Source organism: Agromyces hippuratus (assembly GCF_013410355.1).
In the GTDB taxonomy this organism is placed as follows: Bacteria; Actinomycetota; Actinomycetes; order Actinomycetales; family Microbacteriaceae; genus Agromyces; species Agromyces hippuratus.
Map to the genome: position 1 here is coordinate 1,745,687 of NZ_JACCFI010000001.1, position 17,140 is coordinate 1,762,826.

14 protein-coding genes are annotated in these 17,140 nt (G+C 69.8%); 5 read left to right on the forward strand and 9 right to left on the reverse strand.

What is annotated here, in order from left to right; genetic code table 11:
- The first annotated feature begins 46 nt into the window (after positions 1-46).
- On the forward strand, positions 47-2,026 hold the full coding sequence (locus tag BJY17_RS08125) for an MSCRAMM family protein (protein ID WP_179550913.1): 1,980 nt from the start codon (positions 47-49) through the stop codon (positions 2,024-2,026).
- Positions 2,027-2,260: 234 nt separating this feature from the next.
- On the opposite strand, the gene sucD is transcribed toward BJY17_RS08125, so the two are convergent.
- Both sucD and sucC read right to left on the reverse strand, forming a co-directional pair.
- The gene (sucD, locus tag BJY17_RS08130; protein ID WP_179550914.1) at positions 2,261-3,163 is read right to left on the reverse strand and encodes a succinate--CoA ligase subunit alpha; all 903 of its coding nucleotides are present in this window, start codon (positions 3,161-3,163) and stop codon (positions 2,261-2,263) included.
- Between the two features lie 15 nt (positions 3,164-3,178).
- Positions 3,179-4,345 carry an ADP-forming succinate--CoA ligase subunit beta gene (sucC, locus tag BJY17_RS08135; protein ID WP_179550915.1) on the reverse strand — a complete coding sequence of 389 codons (1,167 nt, stop codon included), beginning with the start codon at positions 4,343-4,345 and terminating at the stop codon, positions 3,179-3,181.
- A gap of 249 nt (positions 4,346-4,594) precedes the next feature.
- On the opposite strand from sucC, the gene BJY17_RS08140 reads away from it, so the two are divergent.
- Positions 4,595-5,314: a VIT1/CCC1 transporter family protein gene (locus tag BJY17_RS08140; RefSeq protein ID WP_179550916.1), complete on the forward strand. Its 720-nt coding sequence runs from the start codon at positions 4,595-4,597 to the stop codon at positions 5,312-5,314.
- A gap of 69 nt (positions 5,315-5,383) precedes the next feature.
- Here BJY17_RS08140 and BJY17_RS08145 read toward each other — a convergent pair whose 3' ends face one another.
- Genes BJY17_RS08145 through BJY17_RS08155 form a run of 3 tightly spaced genes read right to left on the reverse strand, consistent with a single transcriptional unit; the run spans position 5,384 to position 9,524 of the window.
- A complete protein-coding gene (locus BJY17_RS08145) occupies positions 5,384-5,926 on the reverse strand; it encodes an NUDIX domain-containing protein (RefSeq protein ID WP_179550917.1) in 543 nt (180 codons plus the stop codon).
- Positions 5,923-7,038, reverse strand: coding sequence for an FUSC family protein (locus BJY17_RS08150; RefSeq protein WP_179550918.1), 1,116 nt, complete (start codon positions 7,036-7,038; stop codon positions 5,923-5,925). Before BJY17_RS08150 ends, BJY17_RS08145 begins: the two co-directional genes overlap by 4 nt.
- Positions 7,039-7,040: 2 nt before the next feature.
- Positions 7,041-9,524 (reverse strand): ATP-dependent helicase, encoded by a 2,484-nt coding sequence (locus BJY17_RS08155; RefSeq protein ID WP_179550919.1) that lies wholly within the window; start codon positions 9,522-9,524, stop codon positions 7,041-7,043.
- A 145-nt stretch (positions 9,525-9,669) separates the two neighbouring features.
- Between BJY17_RS08155 and BJY17_RS08160 the strand changes: the two genes are divergently transcribed.
- Both BJY17_RS08160 and BJY17_RS08165 read left to right on the forward strand, forming a co-directional pair.
- Positions 9,670-11,061, forward strand: coding sequence for an MFS transporter (locus BJY17_RS08160; RefSeq protein ID WP_179550920.1), 1,392 nt, complete (start codon positions 9,670-9,672; stop codon positions 11,059-11,061).
- On the forward strand, positions 11,058-11,882 hold the full coding sequence (locus BJY17_RS08165) for a ChbG/HpnK family deacetylase (protein WP_179550921.1): 825 nt from the start codon (positions 11,058-11,060) through the stop codon (positions 11,880-11,882). Before BJY17_RS08160 ends, BJY17_RS08165 begins: the two co-directional genes overlap by 4 nt.
- An 18-nt stretch (positions 11,883-11,900) precedes the next feature.
- Here the strand turns inward: BJY17_RS08165 and BJY17_RS08170 are convergent, their stop codons facing one another.
- Positions 11,901-12,950: a glycerophosphodiester phosphodiesterase family protein gene (locus tag BJY17_RS08170; RefSeq protein WP_179550922.1), complete on the reverse strand. Its 1,050-nt coding sequence runs from the start codon at positions 12,948-12,950 to the stop codon at positions 11,901-11,903.
- Between the two features lie 156 nt (positions 12,951-13,106).
- Between BJY17_RS08170 and BJY17_RS08175 the strand changes: the two genes are divergently transcribed.
- Positions 13,107-13,916: a Bax inhibitor-1/YccA family protein gene (locus tag BJY17_RS08175; protein WP_179550923.1), complete on the forward strand. Its 810-nt coding sequence runs from the start codon at positions 13,107-13,109 to the stop codon at positions 13,914-13,916.
- A gap of 86 nt (positions 13,917-14,002) precedes the next feature.
- On the opposite strand, the gene BJY17_RS08180 is transcribed toward BJY17_RS08175, so the two are convergent.
- The 3 genes from BJY17_RS08180 to BJY17_RS08190 all read right to left on the reverse strand — a co-directional run bounded on the left by BJY17_RS08180 (position 14,003) and on the right by BJY17_RS08190 (position 17,140).
- Positions 14,003-14,947, reverse strand: a complete 945-nt coding sequence (locus BJY17_RS08180; RefSeq protein ID WP_179550924.1) for an L-lactate dehydrogenase — start codon at positions 14,945-14,947, stop codon at positions 14,003-14,005.
- A 106-nt stretch (positions 14,948-15,053) separates the two neighbouring features.
- Positions 15,054-16,637, reverse strand: coding sequence for a glutamine-hydrolyzing GMP synthase (gene guaA / locus BJY17_RS08185; RefSeq protein ID WP_179550925.1), 1,584 nt, complete (start codon positions 16,635-16,637; stop codon positions 15,054-15,056).
- Entirely contained in the window at positions 16,634-17,140 is a 507-nt protein-coding gene (locus tag BJY17_RS08190) for a DUF3817 domain-containing protein (protein WP_179550926.1), read from the reverse strand. The genes guaA and BJY17_RS08190 overlap by 4 nt, the downstream gene beginning before the upstream one ends.

Sequence of the window (17,140 nt, forward strand, 5' to 3'; positions counted from 1 at the left end):
CACTCTGCCAAGCTCCATCCCCCCGGATCACCCCCGGAGGCGGCGAATGCGCATCGTCGCGGCCGCGGCCGCGGGCGCCCTCGTCATCACCGGGCTCGCGGTCACTCCCGCGCAGGCCGCGCATCCCGAGGTGAGCCTGACCGGCAGCGACTTCGAGATCGAGGATCCGGCATCGCCGGGCGGCGCGAACCTCAAGGTCGACGACGCCACGCCTCCATCGCTCGACTGGATGAACGTGAGCCAGGAGCAGACCACCGACATCGTCAACCCGAAGAACGACAATTCGTTCGGCCAGGGCGCGAAGGAGGACACCGAGGTGCCCACGGTCGTGACCGGCGGCATCCCGCCGAACAAGAGCGACCTGAAGAACTTCGGCCTCTACCTCGAGACCAACCTCAGCGGGCACCAGTTCCTGAACCTCTACTGGCACCGAGTCCAGGATCCGACCGGCACGACGAACATGGACTTCGAGTTCAACCAGTCGGAGACCCCGTCGGCCAATGGCGTCACACCCGTGCGGTCGCACGGTGACATGCTGATCCAGTACGACCTGGCGAACGGCGGCACGCGCCCCGAGCTGTCGGTGTCGAGGTGGCTCACCTCGTTCGGCCCGGCCCCGCTCAACGCGTGCGAAGCGGGCAGCCTGCCCTGTTGGTCGACGAAGGTCAACCTCAGTGCACTCGGCCTCGCGACCGGATCGATCAACACGACCGCGATCCCCTCGGGCGACTCCGATGGCCTCGGCGCGATCTCCGCGCGGACGTTCGGTGAGGCGACGGTCGACTTCACCGCACTCGCGAGCACGCTCGACGAGTGCAAGACGTTCGGCAGCGCGTACCTGAAGAGCCGGTCCTCCGACTCGTTCACTGCAGCACTGAAGGACTTCATCGCACCCATCGGCACCGGGTTCCCGACGTGTGGCAACGTCACGATCCGCAAGGTCACCGATCCCGCGGGCTCGACCGTGGACTTCGAGTACACGAAGGACTTCACGAGCGACCCCCCCGACAGCACCTTCACGTTGAGCGACGGCGAGTCGCAGTCGTTCAGTGAGGTGCCGATCGACACCGAGGGCCACGTGACCGAATCGACCCTGCCAGCCGGCTGGGATCTCGATCATGTCGACTGCGAAGCGAGTACTGACGGAGCGAATGTCACGATCGACGGCGCAGAGATCACCTTCAACCTCGATTCCGCCGACGACACGGTCGACTGCACGTACTACAACAAGGCGCGCGGAAAGATCATCGTCAAGAAGATCACGGATGACGGCATGGGATCGTTCGACTTCACGTCGGACACGCTCGATCCCGCAGCCTTCACGCTCACCACGACGGCTCCCGATGAGGCCGGCGAGGCCTCGAGGGACTTCGAAGACCTGCTGCCGGGAACGTACGACGTCGCCGAGACCGTGCCCGCAGGCTGGAACCTCCAGTCGAGCGAGTGCGACGACCAGTCGCCCGTGACCGCGATCGACGTCTCTGCCGGCGAGACGGTGACATGCACCTTCGTCAACAGCCGAGAGGTCGGCGCGATCAAGATCGTGAAGACCCGCAAGCACGCGGCGACTGGATCGGGCGACTACCCGCACCAGGGCGTGACGTTCACCGTCACCGGCGGCGAGCTGCCTCCGGAAGGGGTGCAGGCCATGACCGGCGCCGATGGCACCGTGTGCGTTCCCGGACTCCTCGTGAGCGCGTTCGCCGGCAACTACACCGTCACCGAGTCGGTGCCGGCGGGGTACCACCTGGTCGGCCCCAACGGCCGGACGGCGACGGTCGTCGAGAGCGAGGGCGATTGCGATCCGATCACTCCCGAAGCGACGGTGTCGTTCCAGAACATGCCGCTGACGAACCTCACGGTCTCGGTCGACTCGCAGGTCGACGGCGGCACCAAGTCGACGATCGACTGCGTGCCCGGCCTGCCGGAACCGGACCAGGCGACTGGCCCGAACGGAGACGGTTCGCTCACCCTCAATGACCTGGAACCGCAGGTGGTGACGTGCACGATCGTCATCGACCCCTGACCGGAAGGCGACTGAACGAATGACGAGGGGCCCCGCCGGCATCGCCGGCGGGGCCCCTTCACGCGTATCCAGGCCCGAGCGTGACGATCACCGACCTGCAACCGCGGGTCGTGGTCTGCACCATCGAGATCGACCCGTGACCTGAACAGGAGTGGATGCACGAAGCTGCCCCGCCGGAGTTCCCGGCGGGGCAGCTTCATGCGTGCAGCGGATGTCGCGGCATCCGCTCGATCGTTACAGCGCCGCGTAGACCTCGCGAAGCAGCTGTGCGGTCTCGGACGGCGTCTTGCCGACCTTGACGCCGGCGGCCTCGAGGGCCTCCTTCTTCGCCTGCGCGGTGCCCGCCGAGCCCGAGACGATGGCGCCGGCGTGGCCCATGGTCTTGCCCTCGGGAGCCGTGAAGCCGGCGACGTAGCCGACGACCGGCTTCGTGACGTTGGCCTTGATGAAGTCGGCCGCGCGTTCTTCGGCGTCGCCGCCGATCTCGCCGATCATCACGATCGCCTTGGTCTCGGGGTCGGCCTCGAACGCGGCGAGCGCGTCGATGTGCGTCGTGCCGATGATGGGGTCGCCGCCGATGCCGATCGCGGTCGAGAAGCCGAGGTCGCGCAGCTCGTACATCATCTGGTACGTGAGCGTGCCCGACTTCGACACGAGGCCGATCGGGCCCTTGCCGGTGATGTTCGCCGGCGTGATGCCGACGAGGGCCTCGCCGGGGCTGATGATGCCGGGGCAGTTCGGGCCGATGATGCGCGTCGCGTTGCCCTTCTCCTGGGCGTAGGCCCAGAACTCAGCGGAGTCCTGCACGGGCACGCCTTCGGTGATGATCACGAGGAGCGGGATCGAGGCGTCGATGGCCTCGACCACGGCATCCTTCGTGAAGGCCGGCGGAACGAAGGCGATGGAGACATCCGCCCCCGTCTGCTCCATGGCCTCGGCGACCGAGGCGAACACCGGAAGCTCGACCGGGTTGCCTGCTGCATCGTGGTGCAGCACCGTGGTGCCGGCCTTGCGCGCGTTCACGCCGCCGACCACCTGGGTGCCCGCCGCGAGCATGCGCGACGTGTGCTTGGAGCCCTCGCCACCGGTGATGCCCTGGACGATGACCTTGGAGTCCTTGTTGAGGAAGATCGTCATGTCTGAATCCCTTACTTACGCGGCGTTCGCCAGCTCGGCGGCCTTGTCGGCGCCCTGGTCCATGTTCTCGGCGAGCGTCACGAGCGGGTGCGCGGCCTCTGCGAGGATGCGACGACCCTCTTCGACGTTGTTGCCGTCGAGGCGCACGACGAGCGGCTTGTTCGCGGCCGAGCCGAGCTCGGCGAGCGCGCCCACGATGCCCTTGGCGACCTGGTCGCACGCCGTGATGCCGCCGAAGACGTTCACGAAGACGCTCTTGACCTGCGGGTCGCCGAGGATGATGCCGAGGCCGTTGGCCATGACCTCTGCCGAGGCTCCGCCGCCGATGTCGAGGAAGTTGGCGGGCTTGACGCCGCCGTGGTTCTCGCCGGCGTAGGCGACCACGTCGAGGGTCGACATGACGAGGCCCGCGCCGTTGCCGATGATGCCGACCTGGCCGTCGAGCTTGACGTAGTTGAGGTCGAGCTCCTTCGCAGCGGCCTCGAGCGGGTCTGCGGCAGCCTTGTCCTCGAGGAGGGCGTGGTTGGCGTGACGGAACTCGGCGTTCTCGTCGAGCGTGACCTTGCCGTCGAGCGCGACGACGTTGCCGTCTTCATCGAGGATCAGCGGGTTCACCTCGACGAGCGTCGCGTCTTCGCCCTTGTAGACCTCGTAGAGCTTCACGAAGACGTCGGCGACCTTGTCGACGAGCTCGGCCGGGAAGTTCGCGGCGACCGCGATCTCGCGGGCCTTGGCCGCGTCGATGCCGGCGATCGGGTCGACCTCGACGCGAGCGAGCGCCTCGGGCTTCTCGACCGCGAGCTGCTCGATCTCCATGCCGCCCTCGACGCTCGTGAGCGAGAGGTAGGAGCGGTTGGCCCGGTCGAGCAGCACCGAGAAGTAGAACTCCTGCGCGATGCGGGCGCCGCCGGCGACCATGACGCGCTTGACGACGTGGCCCTTGATGTCGAGACCGAGGATCGCCTGCGCGGCCTCGTACGCCTCGTCGGGGTTCTTCGCGACCTTGACGCCGCCGGCCTTGCCGCGGCCGCCCGTCTTCACCTGGGCCTTGACGACCACGACGCCGCCGAGCTTCTCGGCGGCCGCGCGCACCTCATCGGCGGTGTCGGCGACGATGCCCGGGAGCACGGGGACGCCGTACTGCTCGAACAGGTCTCTGGCCTGGTACTCGTAAAGATCCACGCTCTACTTCCAATCGATCCGCACGCGCGAGAGCGCACAGGGGCTGGTGGGTGTCGGCCCGACCCGCCGAAGAATCTCGACGTCAAGATAAGTAGGGCCAAGTTCCATGCTACTCCTCCCGTTCCGCGCGACCGAACCGGGCCCCGACGACGACGGATGCCCTGCGCACCGGCGCACACATGGACTCACTCCGGTGAGGAGAGGCTCACCAAGCTGGTTCCGTCTCGCCCCGAGTGCGAGACTGGCGCCATGACCGACCTGGGCGAACCGATCCACCGCGCCGATCCTCACGAGGTCTCGGTGCATGCCAAGCTCAATTGGCTGCGGGCGGGAGTGCTCGGCGCGAACGACGGCATCGTCTCCGTCGCCGCGCTCGTGGTCGGCGTCGCCGCCGCCGCCAACGACGTCGGCCCGATCCTCATCGCCGGCGTCGCCGCAGTGGTCGCGGGCGCGATCTCGATGGGGCTCGGCGAGTACGTGTCGGTGTCGAGCCAGCGCGACACCGAGCGTGCGCTCATCGCGAAGGAGCGCTGGGAGCTCGAGACCATGCCTCTGCAGGAGCTCGCAGAGCTGGCGGGGCTCTACCGCGCGAAGGGACTCGCCCCGGACACGGCCGAGGCCGTGGCGCGCGAGCTCACCGCGCACGACGCGCTCGCCGCACACCTCGAGACCGAGTTGCACATCAACCAGGACGACGTCGCGAGCCCATGGCATGCGGCCGGGGCATCCGCCCTCGCATTCCTGGCCGGAGCGGTGCTGCCGATGCTCGCGATCCTCCTGCCGCCGCCGGAGTGGCGCATCGTCACGACGTTCGTCGCGGTCATCGTGGCGCTCGCCATCACCGGTTGGTTGAGCGCCTGGATCGGCGGGAGTCCGAGACTGCGCGCGATCCTGCGCGTCACGATCGGCGGCGCACTGGCCCTCGGCGTCACATGGGCGATCGGCGGACTGCTCGGAGTAGCCGTATAGCGACGGTGAGGCGGCTTCCCTCGTGCAGCACGGCGATCACGCCGATCGTCGCGAGCCGACGATCCGCGATCAGCGGATGCGCCCGAGCTCGGCGGCCGCATAGAAGAGCGCGGCGATCGTCTCGCCGTCGGTGATCGCGCCGGTCGAGACTATGCCGACGGCCTCGGCGAACGGCACCGCCTGCACGACGCTGATGCCCTCCTCCGCCTGCGAATCGGCGACGGATGCCACGTGCCGCAGGCCCGTGGCGAGGTACACGGTCTCGGCAGCGCGGCAGACGCCGTTGAGCGCGGTCATCCTGCCGATCTCGCGCCACTCCGCCGCCTCGTGGCCGGTCTCCTCGAGCAACTCCCTCCGTGCGGCGACGAGCGGCTCCTCGCCGTCGGTGCCGCCCGCGGGAACCTCGATCGACGGGCCGACCGTGTGCCGGTCGATCGTGACGAGGAGCACCTCGTCGTCGTCGGTCATCGCGACGACGAACACGGCGTCGTTGCGGAGCTCGACGACGCCGTAGATGCCGTCGGTGCCGTCGGGCCGGACCACCTCGTCTTCGGTGACGGTGATCCACTGGTTCTCGTACACGGTGCGCCGTTCGCGCGTGGGCCAGGTCATGGTTGCTCCTCGGGTCGGATGCTCGGCGTGGCCATGGTCGGCGGCGGCATCGGCACGTGTTCGACGAACCGACGGGCGAGCAGCACCGCCGCGACGCCGAGCGCCGCACCGACGACCGTCTCGACGAGCCGGTCGCCGAGCAGCACCGGCAGCGGTGTCGGGCTGGCGAGGTGCGCAACCGTGAGGGCGAGCGGGGTGACGAAGACGAGTGCGGCGCCGTAGTGTCGTCCGACGAGGATCTCGGCGCCGAACTGGCAGACCGCGATCACCACGATGAGCACCGCGATCGGCGGCTCGGGCCACAGCACGAGCGCGGCCGCGCCGACACCGATCGCCGTGCCGACGACCCGATGCCAGGCTCGTTGCACGGTGTGGGCGGCGCGGGCCGGCGGAATCACGGCGACGGCGCTCACGACGGCCCAGTACGGGTGGCCGATGCCGAACGCGATGGCGACTCCCCCGGCGGCGAGCGCGGCGACCACGTTCTGCACCACGTTCAGCCAGACCCGCGGGTCGGTCGAGGCGCGCGGGCGCACCGGCGCCTGCCGGGGCAGCGCCTTGAAGAGCGCCCGTTCGCGCGTGGCCACGACGCGGCGCAGCAGCCACCCCGACATCGCGAGCAGCCATGCGAACGCCGTTGCTGCTGCGGCGACGCCCCAACGGAGCCAGCCGCTGCCGTCGTCGACGGGCTGGGCCGCGCAGACGAGCACCGCGAAGACCGCGAACAGCGGGCCCGACGGCGTCACTCCGAGCGTGTTGTAGACGAGGATCACGAGCGTGATCACGACCGCCAGCACGAGCGCCTCGACGGCGACCGGCGCGTGCACGACCGAGAGCAGGATGCCGGCGCCGATCGAGCCGAGCTGCACCGCGCCGGCCGCCGTGACCGTGCGCAGCCGCGTGCGGTACGGCTCGCTCCGGCCGAAGATCGCCGTCATGCCGCCGAACGCCGCGTATGCGGCGAGGTCGACCCGGCCGAGCGCGACGAGCACCGTGAGCGGCACGACCGCGGCGAGCGCGGCGCGCAGGGCCACCTCGAGGTCGAGTGCCCGGAGGGAGCGGAGCCGCGCGACGAGGCCCACGGGCCGTGGGCCGCCCTGCGCTTCGGCCATCGTCAGAGCTTCTCGATGGGCGCGATCTTGATGAGGAGCTTCTTCTGGCCCGCGGAGTCGAAGCTCACGTGGGCGATGCGCTTCGTGCCCTCACCGGTGACCTGGGTGACCTTGCCCTCGCCGAAGTCGGTATGACGGATGCGGTCGCCCGCCGCGAGCGTGAGGTCGCCGTTGTCGCGCACCGTGCCGGTGACCCGATTGGCCCACTCGGTCTTCGGCTTGTCGGAACGGGTGACGCTGAACCGCTCGAGGTCGCGATCGCGCGTGCCCCAGGCGCCGCCCGGCGCACCGCGGCGGGCGTTGAGCGCGCGCGGCTGCGTGCCGCCGCGCGACGTGGCCATGCCGGGCGACTGACGCCAGTCGATGAGCCCCTCGGGGATCTCCTGCAGGTAGCGCGACGGCATCGCGACGGCGACCTCGCCGAACTGCGCCCGACTCATCGCGAGCGAGAGGTAGAGGCGCTTGCGGGCGCGGGTGATGCCGACGTAGAAGAGCCGGCGCTCCTCGGCCGGACCGCCCGGTTCGGAGGCAGACATCTGGTGCGGCAGCAGCCCCTCTTCGATGCCGGTGAGGAAGACGGCGTGGTACTCGAGGCCCTTGGCCGTGTGCAGCGTCATGAGCGAGACGGTGCCGGATGCGTCGTCGAGCTCGTCGGCCGCCGCCACGAGTGAGACCTGGGTGAGGAAGTCGACGAGCGTGGCGCCGGGGTTCTCGCGATCGAAGTCGCGGGTCTGCGCGACGAGCTCCTCGACGTTCTCTGCACGCGTCTCGTCTTGCGGGTCGCGGCTGTTGCGGAGGGCATCGAGCAGACCCGATCTCTCCATGAGGAACACCAGCACGTCGGAGACCTTCGCCGCCCCCGCGTTCGTGCCGGCCTCGAGCCCCTCGGCCGAGGGCACGAGCATCGCCGCGGCCTCGTCGAGCACGTTCGCGAGCGCCGAGATCGCGCCCGTCACCTTCGGGCCGAGGCCGAGGCCGTCGGCCGCGCGCATCGCCTGCCGGAAGGTGAGTTCGTTCTGCTCGGCGAACGTGGCGAGCGCCGTCTCGGTCGCCGGGCCGATGCCGCGCTTCGGCGTGTTCAGGATGCGCCGGAGCGCGAGCTCGTCGACGGGGTTCGCGACGGCGATGAGGTAGGCCATCGCGTCCTTGATCTCGGCTCGCTCGTAGAACTTCGTGCCGCCGACGACGCGGTACGGCAGCGCCGAGCGCACGAAGATCTCTTCCAGCGCTCGGGTCTGCGCGTTGGTGCGGTAGAAGACGGCGATGTCGCGGTAGGCGACGCCGGCACGGTGCAGCGACTCGATCTCGTCGGCGATGAACTGCGCCTCGTCATGTGCCGTGTACCCGGTGTAGCCGACGATCTGGTCGCCATCGCCGTCGGCCGTCCAGAGTTTCTTCTCTTTCCGGTCGAAGTTGTTCGAGATGACCGCGTTCGCCGCGGAGAGGATGTTCTGCGTGGAGCGGTAGTTCTGTTCGAGGAGCACGACCTTCGCACCGGGGAAGTCGCGCTCGAACTCGGAGATGTTGCGGATGTCGGCCCCGCGGAACGCGTAGATCGACTGGTCGGAGTCACCGACGACCGTGAGGCTCGCGCCCGGGATCGCACCCGAGCCGTCGGTGAGGCCGCGCACGAGGATGCCGTGCTGGTCGAGCTCGTCGACGATCTCGCGCGCCACCGGCCGGGTCAGCTCGTGGATGAGGGAGTACTGGGCGTGGTTCGTGTCTTGGTACTCGTCGACGAGGATGTGCCGGAAGCGGCGCTGGTAGAGCGCGGCGACCTTCGGGAAGGCCCGGAAGAGGTAGACCGTCTCGGCGATGAGGTCGTCGAAGTCGAGCGCGCTCGCCGCCCGCAGCCGCCGCGTGTACTGGCGGAAGATCTCGAGGAACATGACCTCTTGCGGGTCGTTCATGTTGGCGTTGCGCGCGTGCGTCTCGGCGTCGGCGAGCTCGTTCTTCAGCTTCGAGATCTTGGCCTGGGCACTCGCGGGCGTGAAGCCCATGGTGTCGGCGTCGAGCTCTTTGATGATGCGCTTGAGTATCGTGCGCTGGTCGGCCGAGTCGTAGATCGTGAAGGTCGACGAAAGCCCGATCGACTCGGCCTCACGGCGGAGGATGCGCACGCACGCCGAGTGGAACGTCGAGATCCACATGCCCGACGCGCTCTCGCCGAGGAGCGCCTGGACGCGCTCCCGCATCTCGGCCGCGGCCTTGTTGGTGAAGGTGATCGCGAGGATCTGGCTCGGCCACGCCTCGCGGCTCTCGATGAGGCTCGCGATGCGGTGCGTGAGCACGCGCGTCTTGCCCGACCCCGCACCCGCGACGATGAGGAGCGCGGGCCCGCGGTACTCGACCGCCTCCCGCTGCTCGGGGTTCAGTCCGTCGGTCAGTCGGGAGCCGCCAGTGCCGGCACGGTCATTGCCCGCATCGACGGCGGGGGGCGCCTCGCGCCAGCCGGCTGGGTCGTCGGGGTCGAGGATCAGCGTCATGTCCCTTCAAGTGTAGGCGCGACATCCGACACGCACCTCGGTCGACGGGCGGAGGAGGCGACCGCCCCGAGCCCCCATCTCGTGCGAAGCGCGACGGCGAACGCAGAATGTCGTAACATTTCCGCACCCCCAGCGAAGGACGACGATGACCGAACGCTCCGAGACGCCCCCTGCCCCAGCCACCGCTCCCTGGCGATACGCCGTCGGCATGTTCGGCACCTCGATCCCGATCAACATGATCAAGGGCTCGATGATCCTGTACTACGTCGACATCCTCGGACTCGACGTGCGGGTCTACGCGGGCGTCATGATCGTCTACGCCGTCATCGACGCCGTCGACAACCCGGTGCTCGGCTTCCTCTCCGACCGCACCCGCACCCGTTGGGGCCGACGCCGGCCCTGGCTCGTCGTCGGCGCTCCGCTCCTCGCCGCGAGCATGATCGCCTTCTTCTCCGCACCCGATTCGCTCGAAGGCCTCGGGCTCGTGCTCTGGTTCGCGATCTTCGCGATCCTCTGCGAGACGTTCGACTCGATGCTGAACGCCAACTACGGCGCGCTGCTGCCCGAGCTCTTCCCGCTCGAGCGCAAGCGCGCGGTCGCGAACTCGCTGCGACAGGGATTCCAGCTCGTCGCCCTGGTGATCTCGCTCGCGGTGACGCCGCTGCTCACGACGTCGGTGTTCGGCACCGAGGACACCACGGTCGGCTTCACGACCACGGCGATCATCTACGGGGCGATCGCCACGGCGGTCATCCTGTTCATGGCCTTCAGCGCGAAGGAGAACCCGCGCTACGCGGAGGGTGCGCGGCCTCGGTTCCTGCCGACGCTCCTCACGATCGTCCGCAACCCCAAGTTCTGGTCGATCGGCGTCGCGGGCGCCTGCTACGCGAGCGCCATGGGGCTCGTGCTCGCGGGCCTCCAGCTCTACGTGCGCTACTCCCTCGGCCTGCCCGTCTCGAACGCGCTCTTCCTCCAGGCCACCGTCATCATCTGCTCGGCGGCCGGCCTCGTCGCCTGGACCCGCGTGATCCGGCGGAAGGGCGCGGCGTTCACCTGGCGGCTCGCCTTCGTGATCCTCGCACTCAGCTTCATCCCGCTGTTCTTCGCCGCCGACCTCGTCACCGCGCTGCTCGCCGGGCTCCTCGTCGGCATCGGCTACTCGGGCATGCTCGCCACGAACGACCTGATCGTCGCGCGCGTGCTCGACGACGACGCCCGACGGCACGGGCAGCACCGCGAAGGGCTGTTCCTCTCGGCATTCGGCTTCTTCGGGCGCCTGAACGGCATCGTCACGGGTCTCGCACTCGCCTCGCTCGGCGTCTTCTTCGGCTACAACTCCGGAGACGACCCGGGCGGCCAACCGGATGTCGCGTTCCGCATCTACCTCTGCGTGTACCCGTTCATCCTCTGCACGATCGGGGCGGTGCTCGCCCGATTCATCCGCGTGCCCGAGGGCCTCTCCGAGGCGGAGGCCGACGGCGACATGACGCTCGCCGCAGTGCGCAGCACCGCGGCCGACGACGAGACCGCGCAGTGACCCGACGCCTGGTGCTCACGGCCGACGACCTCGGCCGCGAACCGGCCACCTCGGTCGAGATCGCGCGCCTGGCCGCCGAGGGCGCGATCACGGCGTCGACGGTCATCGTCATCGCGCCCGGCGCCGACGCCGCGGCGGCCGCCGTCGCCCGCGCCGGCATCGAGCCGCGCCTGCACGCGACGCTCTCGAGCGAACGCGGTCTCGCCGCCTGGCGACCGGTCGGGGCCGCGCCGTCGCTCGTCTCGGACGACGGCTCGCTGCCGTTCGACCCCGCCGAGGTGGGGGCGCGAGCGGATGCCTCCGAGGTCGCCGTCGAACTCGATGCGCAGTTGCAGGTCCTCCTGGGCTGGGGCATCCGGCCGCTCGCCCTCGACTCCCACGCCGGCACCCTCTACGGCCTCACCGGGCGCTCGTTCATCGCCGAGGCGCTCGAGCTCGCGGCACGCCACGGTCTGGGGTTCCGGCTCCCCCGGGACCCGGCGCTCTACCTCGGCGGCGCACTGCCGACCGAGGTCGCCGCGGTGCACGCGACCGGGGTCGCCGCCGCAGATGCGCTCGGCGTGCCGATTCCCGCCGCGATCGCGACGAACCGGATGCCGGCCTCGCAGCTCGGCGGCTACGCGGCGCTGCGCGACGGCTACCTGCGCCTCCTCGGCGCGCTTCCCGAGGGCACCAGCGAGATCTTCATGCACCCCGCGCCGGAGCACGCCGTCGCGGGCCCCGACGGGATCGTCCGCGCCTGGGAGCTCGCGCTCCTCCGCGACGACCGGTTCCGCACGGCGATCGAGACGGAGGGCATCGAACTCGTCGACGCGTGGTGAGTCGCGGAGCCCGCTCCGTCAGGCGGCGGGCGTCGCCCGGCGCGCTTCGACGCCGAGGTCGGGATGGTCGAGGAACACGCCGTCGACGCCCATGCCGATGATCTCGCCGAACTCGCCCGCCCAGTCGCCGAAGGCCGCCCGCGCGGTGCCGCGCCGGAACCGGCTCGCGAGGAAGCTGTTCTCGGGGCGGAGGGTCCACGTGTAGATCTCGAGGTCGGCCGCATGCGCCGCATCGACGAGCTCGGCGCCCGAGAGCGGCGCGCCCGCGGCATCCGCTCGCTTCGCCTTCGCGCCGCCGACGAGCCGCGCCTTGCCGACGCTCACGCCGTCGAACCGGCCCGCGAGGCGGAGCATCCCCGCCTCGGTCACGAAGGAGTCGTACTTCGGAGCACCGGAGCCCTGCTCGAGCACGAGGTCCCATGGCGCGCCGGAGCCCTCGATCAGGAACACCCGCTTGCCCCGGATGCCGCGCGCCCCGAGCCGATCGAGCAGCGTCGGCTCGAACGCCTCCATGATGAGCCGTTCGTCGCCGCGGCCCCAGCCGGCGGCATCGAGCTCGGCCTGGAACAGCTCGTCGAGCGGCAGGCCGATCGCGTCGAAGTGCGCGGCGTGCTTGAACTCGGCGACCATGCGCAGGAGGCGTCGCTGCTCGTCGGCGGCGACCTCGATGATCTCGAACAGGTCGCGGAGCCGGATGATCGGGAAGCGGTCGTCGAAGCTCGCACTCGCATGACGCAGGGCGCCGAGCCGTTCGCGCGCCCGCAGCGTCGCGAGCTCGGCCCAGGTGAAGTCCTCGGTGAACCATCCGGTGAGCGGACTGCCGTCGATCTCGCGCGTCGTGCGGCGCCCCGCGAACTCGGGACGGTCCGCGACGTCGGTCGTGCCCGAGATCTCGTTCTCGTGACGCAGCACGAGCACGCCGTCACGGGTGGCGACGATGTCGGGCTCGACCGCGTCGGCGCCGAGCGCGAACGCGAGTTCGTAGGCCGAGCGCGTGTGCTCCGGACGGTAGCCGGGCGCACCGCGGTGCCCGATCACGAGCGGGCGCGGAGCTTCGTGGTGCTGCATGCGCCCAGCGTAGTCAGCACGAGGCATGCCGAGCGGGGAATGTCGCGAGAACTCAGGGCGTTATCACGGACAACTCGGGTAGGTTGGTAGTCAAGCGGATGCTGCGTGCGCGGCCGCCGCCCGACCCCCGAACACAGCCGAAAGCAGAGGAAACCCATGGCTCTCGACAACCCCGCATTCTCGCGGAACTCCGCGTTCTCCGCGCAGGGGGGCGTGGCCGCAGCGCAAGACATCTCGGCCCAGCAGCTGCAGGAGATGTACAACCAGCCCGCGACGCCGCCCGCCGGCGAGACCATGGCCGTCGAGACGACGATCCAGAAGTCGGCCGCCGCCTTCGGCCTGCTCGTCGTCGGCGCAGCCCTCGGCTGGGTCACGACCGAGTCGATGCCGTTCCTCTGGATCGGCGCCGGCATCGTCGGCTTCGTGCTCGCGCTCGTCAACATCTTCAAGAAGGAGCCGTCCCCCGCGCTGGTGCTCGCGTACGCGGGTGTGCAGGGCATCTTCGTGGGCGGCATCTCCGCCTGGTACGAGGCGATCAACCCCGGCATCGTGGCGCAGGCCGTCATCGCGACGCTCGTCGTCGTCGGTGTGACGCTCGCGCTCTTCGCCTCGGGCAAGATCCGCGCCTCGAAGAAGGCCACGAAGATCTTCCTCATCGCGATGGTCGGCTACGCCGTCTTCTCGCTGGTGAACTTCGGGCTCATGCTCTTCAACGTGACCGACGACCCGTTCGGCCTGCGTTCCACGCCGATCTTCGGCATCCCGCTCGGCCTGATCCTGGGCGTCTTCGTCGTCATCATGGCGGCCTACTCGCTCGTGCTCGACTTCGACTTCATCCAGCAGGGCGTGCGCAACCGCGCCCCGAAGAAGTACGAGTGGTCGGGCGTCTTCGGCATCATGGTCACGGTCATCTGGCTGTACCTCGAGATCCTGCGCATGCTCGCGATCGCGCAGTCGGGCGACTGACCTCGTCACCGCGTGAACGTCGAACGGCCGCCTTCGGGCGGCCGTTCGTCGTTTCGGGAGCGCCCGGCGGGTCAGCGCGCCTCGGCTCAGATGCCGAGCGTCGCGACCGAGGCCGTGATCGCGTCGGCCGAGGCGCGGAGCAGCAACTCCTCCTCCGCCGAGAACGGCGTCTCCGCAACAGGCACCGCGCCATCACCGCCGACGACGCTCGGAAGCGAGAGCGCGACGCCGTCGAGTCCCCGGATGCCGCGGAGCACCGTCGAGACCGGCAGCACCGCCCGCTCGTCGCGGAGCACGGCTTCGACGATGCGCGCCCCGGCGAGGCCGATCGCGTAGTTCGTTGCGCCCTTGCCACGGATCACCGTGTACGCCGAGTCGCGCACCTCGTGCGCGATGTCGTCGAGTTCGGCCGCTGAGAACGGCTCGGCGCCGCGCCACTCGAGGATCGGCACCGGCCCGATGCGGGCGTTCGACCACAGCGGGAATTCCGTGTCGCCGTGCTCCCCCACGATGTCGGCGTGCACGCTCGACGTGGTGACCCCGGCGCGGCGGGCGAGCAGCCAGCGCAGGCGCGAGGTGTCGAGCACCGTGCCCGAGCCGAAGATGCGGTGCGGCGGCAGCCCGGTGATGCGCTGCGCGGCGACCGTGAGCACGTCGACGGGATTCGTGACGAGCACGATGACCGCATCGGGGGCGCGTTCGAGGAGGGCGGGCAAGAGGTTCTCGAGGATGCGCACGTTGGTGCCCGCGAGCTCGAGTCGCGACTGGCCGGGCTGCTGCTTCGCCCCGGCGGTCACGACGATGACGTGCGAGCCCTCGACGACCCCCATGTCGGCGCCGCCGCTCACCGACGACCCGGTGAACTGCGTGCCGTGCGCGAGGTCGAGCACCTCGGCCTCGACCTTCTCGCGCGCGATGTCGTAGAGCGCGACCTCGTTCGCACTCCCACGGATCAGCGCCGAGTACGCGAGGCTCGTGCCCACGCTCCCGGCTCCGACGACGGTCAACTTCGAGTTCTCGACGACAGCCATGCGTCCAGTCTGGCAGCGCTCGCGAATTGCGAGAAGGCCGGCACCCGATGAGGTGCCGGCCTTCGTCAGCGGTTGAGCGGGCGCCGGAGCGGCTGCCTGTCCGGCCTCACTCCCACTCGATGGTGCCCGGCGGCTTCGACGTGACGTCGAGCACGACCCGGTTCACCTCGGGAACCTCGTTCGTGATGCGGTTCGAGATCTTCGCGAGCACGTCGTACGGCAGGCGGGTCCAGTCGGCGGTCATCGCGTCCTCCGACGAGACGGGGCGCAGCACGATGGGGTGGCCGTAGGTGCGGCCGTCGCCCTGCACGCCCACCGAGCGCACATCGGCGAGCAGCACGACGGGGCACTGCCAGATCTCCTGGTCGAGACCGGCGGCGCTGAGCTCCTCGCGGGCGATCGCGTCGGCCTCGCGCAGCAGGTCGAGGCGCTCGCGCGTGACCTCGCCGACGATGCGGATGCCGAGCCCCGGGCCGGGGAACGGCTGGCGTCCGACGATCGCCTCGGGCAGCCCGAGCTCGCGGCCGATGGCGCGCACCTCGTCCTTGAAGAGGGTGCGCAGCGGCTCGACGAGCTCGAACTGCAGGTCTTCGGGGAGGCCTCCGACGTTGTGGTGGCTCTTGATGTTGGCCGTGCCCGTGCCGCCGCCCGACTCGACGACATCGGGGTAGAGCGTGCCCTGCACGAGGAACTTGATCGGCTCGCCCGCGGCGGCGGCCTCGGCGATGAGGTCGCGCTCTGCCTGCTCGAACGCGCGGATGAACTCGCGACCGATGATCTTGCGCTTCTGCTCGGGGTCGCTGACGCCCGCGAGCGCGTCGAGGAAGGTGTCCTCGGCGTCGATCGTGATGAGCCGCACACCGGTCGCCGCGACGTAGTCCTGCTGCACCTGCTCGCGCTCGCCCTTGCGCAGCAGCCCGTGGTCGACGAACACCGCGGTGAGCTGGTCGCCGACGGCCTCCTGCACGAGCGCGGTGGAGACGGCGGAGTCGACGCCGCCCGACAGCGCGGAGATCACGCGCGCGCTGCCGACCTGCTCGCGGATGCGGGCGACCTGCTCGGCGATGACGTTGCCCGAGTTCCAGTCGGCGGGGATGCCGGCGGCGCGGTGCAGGAAGTTCTCGATGACGTTCTGACCGAACTCGGAGTGCTTGACCTCGGGGTGCCACTGCACGCCGTAGAAGCCCTGCTCGTCGTTCGCGAACGCGGCGACCGGGGTCGTGGCCGTCGAGGCGAGCACCTCGAACCCCTCGGGCGCGACGGCGACGGAGTCGCCGTGGCTCATCCATACGATCTGCGCCTCGGGCTGGCCGCCGAGCAGCGCGTTCTCGTCGTCGGTGCGGGCCGTGACGGCGGTCGCGCCGTACTCGCGGTGGCCGGTGTGCGCGACCTCGCCGCCGAGCTGCTGCGCCATGACCTGGAAGCCGTAGCAGATGCCGAGCGTCGGCACGCCGAGCTTCAGGATGCCCTCGTCGAGTGCGGGAGCGCCCGCTTCGTAGACCGACGACGGTCCGCCCGAGAGCACGATGCCGATCGGGTTCTTCGCCGCGACCTCGGCCGCGGTGATCGTGTGCGGCACGATCTCGGAATAGACGGATGCCTCGCGCACGCGCCGGGCGATGAGCTGGGCGTACTGGGCGCCGAAGTCGACGACGAGTACCGGCCGCTGCTCGGTGGGCTGATCGGTCACTGCTTGGCCTCCAGGGTGTCGGAAGTGTCGGTGGGGTCTGAGGCGACGGGTTCGGCCGCTGCGGCCTCTGCGGCTTCGCGGCGGTCGAGGTACTCGCGCACCTCACGACCGATGCGGGCCTCGAGGAAGAACGAGAGGAACGGCACGATGCCGCCGAGCGCGATGACGATGAAGCGGCTGAACGGCCAGCGCATGAGGCTCCAGAGCCGGAAGTCGCTGAAGAGGTACACGACGTAGAACCAGCCGTGGGCGATGAGGATGCCGGTCGAGAGGTTCACGCCGGTGCCGGTCGACTCGAGGCCGGCGGCCGTCTCGATCACCGGGGTGAAGGCGAGCACGCCCTGGTCGCCGAAGGCGTAGAGCTCTAGGTGGAACGCGTACTTCATGATCATCTCGGCGCACAGCAGCAGGAGCATGACGCCGGTGATCACCGAAGCGACCTGGTAGAACTTCAACGCCCCGCGAATGCGCGGCAGATCGGCGGATTTCGGCTCGAGGGGCAT

What these genes read in the sequence shown, in the direction of transcription:
- BJY17_RS08145 (WP_179550917.1), bottom strand. Translation starts at nt 5,926, where the DNA reads ATGACCTGGCCCACGCGCGAACGGCGCACCGTGTACGAGAACCAGTGG.
- BJY17_RS08160 (WP_179550920.1), top strand. Translation starts at nt 9,670, where the DNA reads ATGACCGAACGCTCCGAGACGCCCCCTGCCCCAGCCACCGCTCCCTGG.
- BJY17_RS08155 (WP_179550919.1), bottom strand. Translation starts at nt 9,524, where the DNA reads ATGACGCTGATCCTCGACCCCGACGACCCAGCCGGCTGGCGCGAGGCG.
- BJY17_RS08190 (WP_179550926.1), bottom strand. Translation starts at nt 17,140, where the DNA reads ATGCCCCTCGAGCCGAAATCCGCCGATCTGCCGCGCATTCGCGGGGCG.
- BJY17_RS08180 (WP_179550924.1), bottom strand. Translation starts at nt 14,947, where the DNA reads ATGGCTGTCGTCGAGAACTCGAAGTTGACCGTCGTCGGAGCCGGGAGC.
- BJY17_RS08125 (WP_179550913.1), top strand. Translation starts at nt 47, where the DNA reads ATGCGCATCGTCGCGGCCGCGGCCGCGGGCGCCCTCGTCATCACCGGG.
- sucD (WP_179550914.1), bottom strand. Translation starts at nt 3,163, where the DNA reads ATGACGATCTTCCTCAACAAGGACTCCAAGGTCATCGTCCAGGGCATC.
- BJY17_RS08140 (WP_179550916.1), top strand. Translation starts at nt 4,595, where the DNA reads ATGACCGACCTGGGCGAACCGATCCACCGCGCCGATCCTCACGAGGTC.
- BJY17_RS08150 (WP_179550918.1), bottom strand. Translation starts at nt 7,038, where the DNA reads ATGGCCGAAGCGCAGGGCGGCCCACGGCCCGTGGGCCTCGTCGCGCGG.
- BJY17_RS08170 (WP_179550922.1), bottom strand. Translation starts at nt 12,950, where the DNA reads ATGCAGCACCACGAAGCTCCGCGCCCGCTCGTGATCGGGCACCGCGGT.
- BJY17_RS08175 (WP_179550923.1), top strand. Translation starts at nt 13,107, where the DNA reads ATGGCTCTCGACAACCCCGCATTCTCGCGGAACTCCGCGTTCTCCGCG.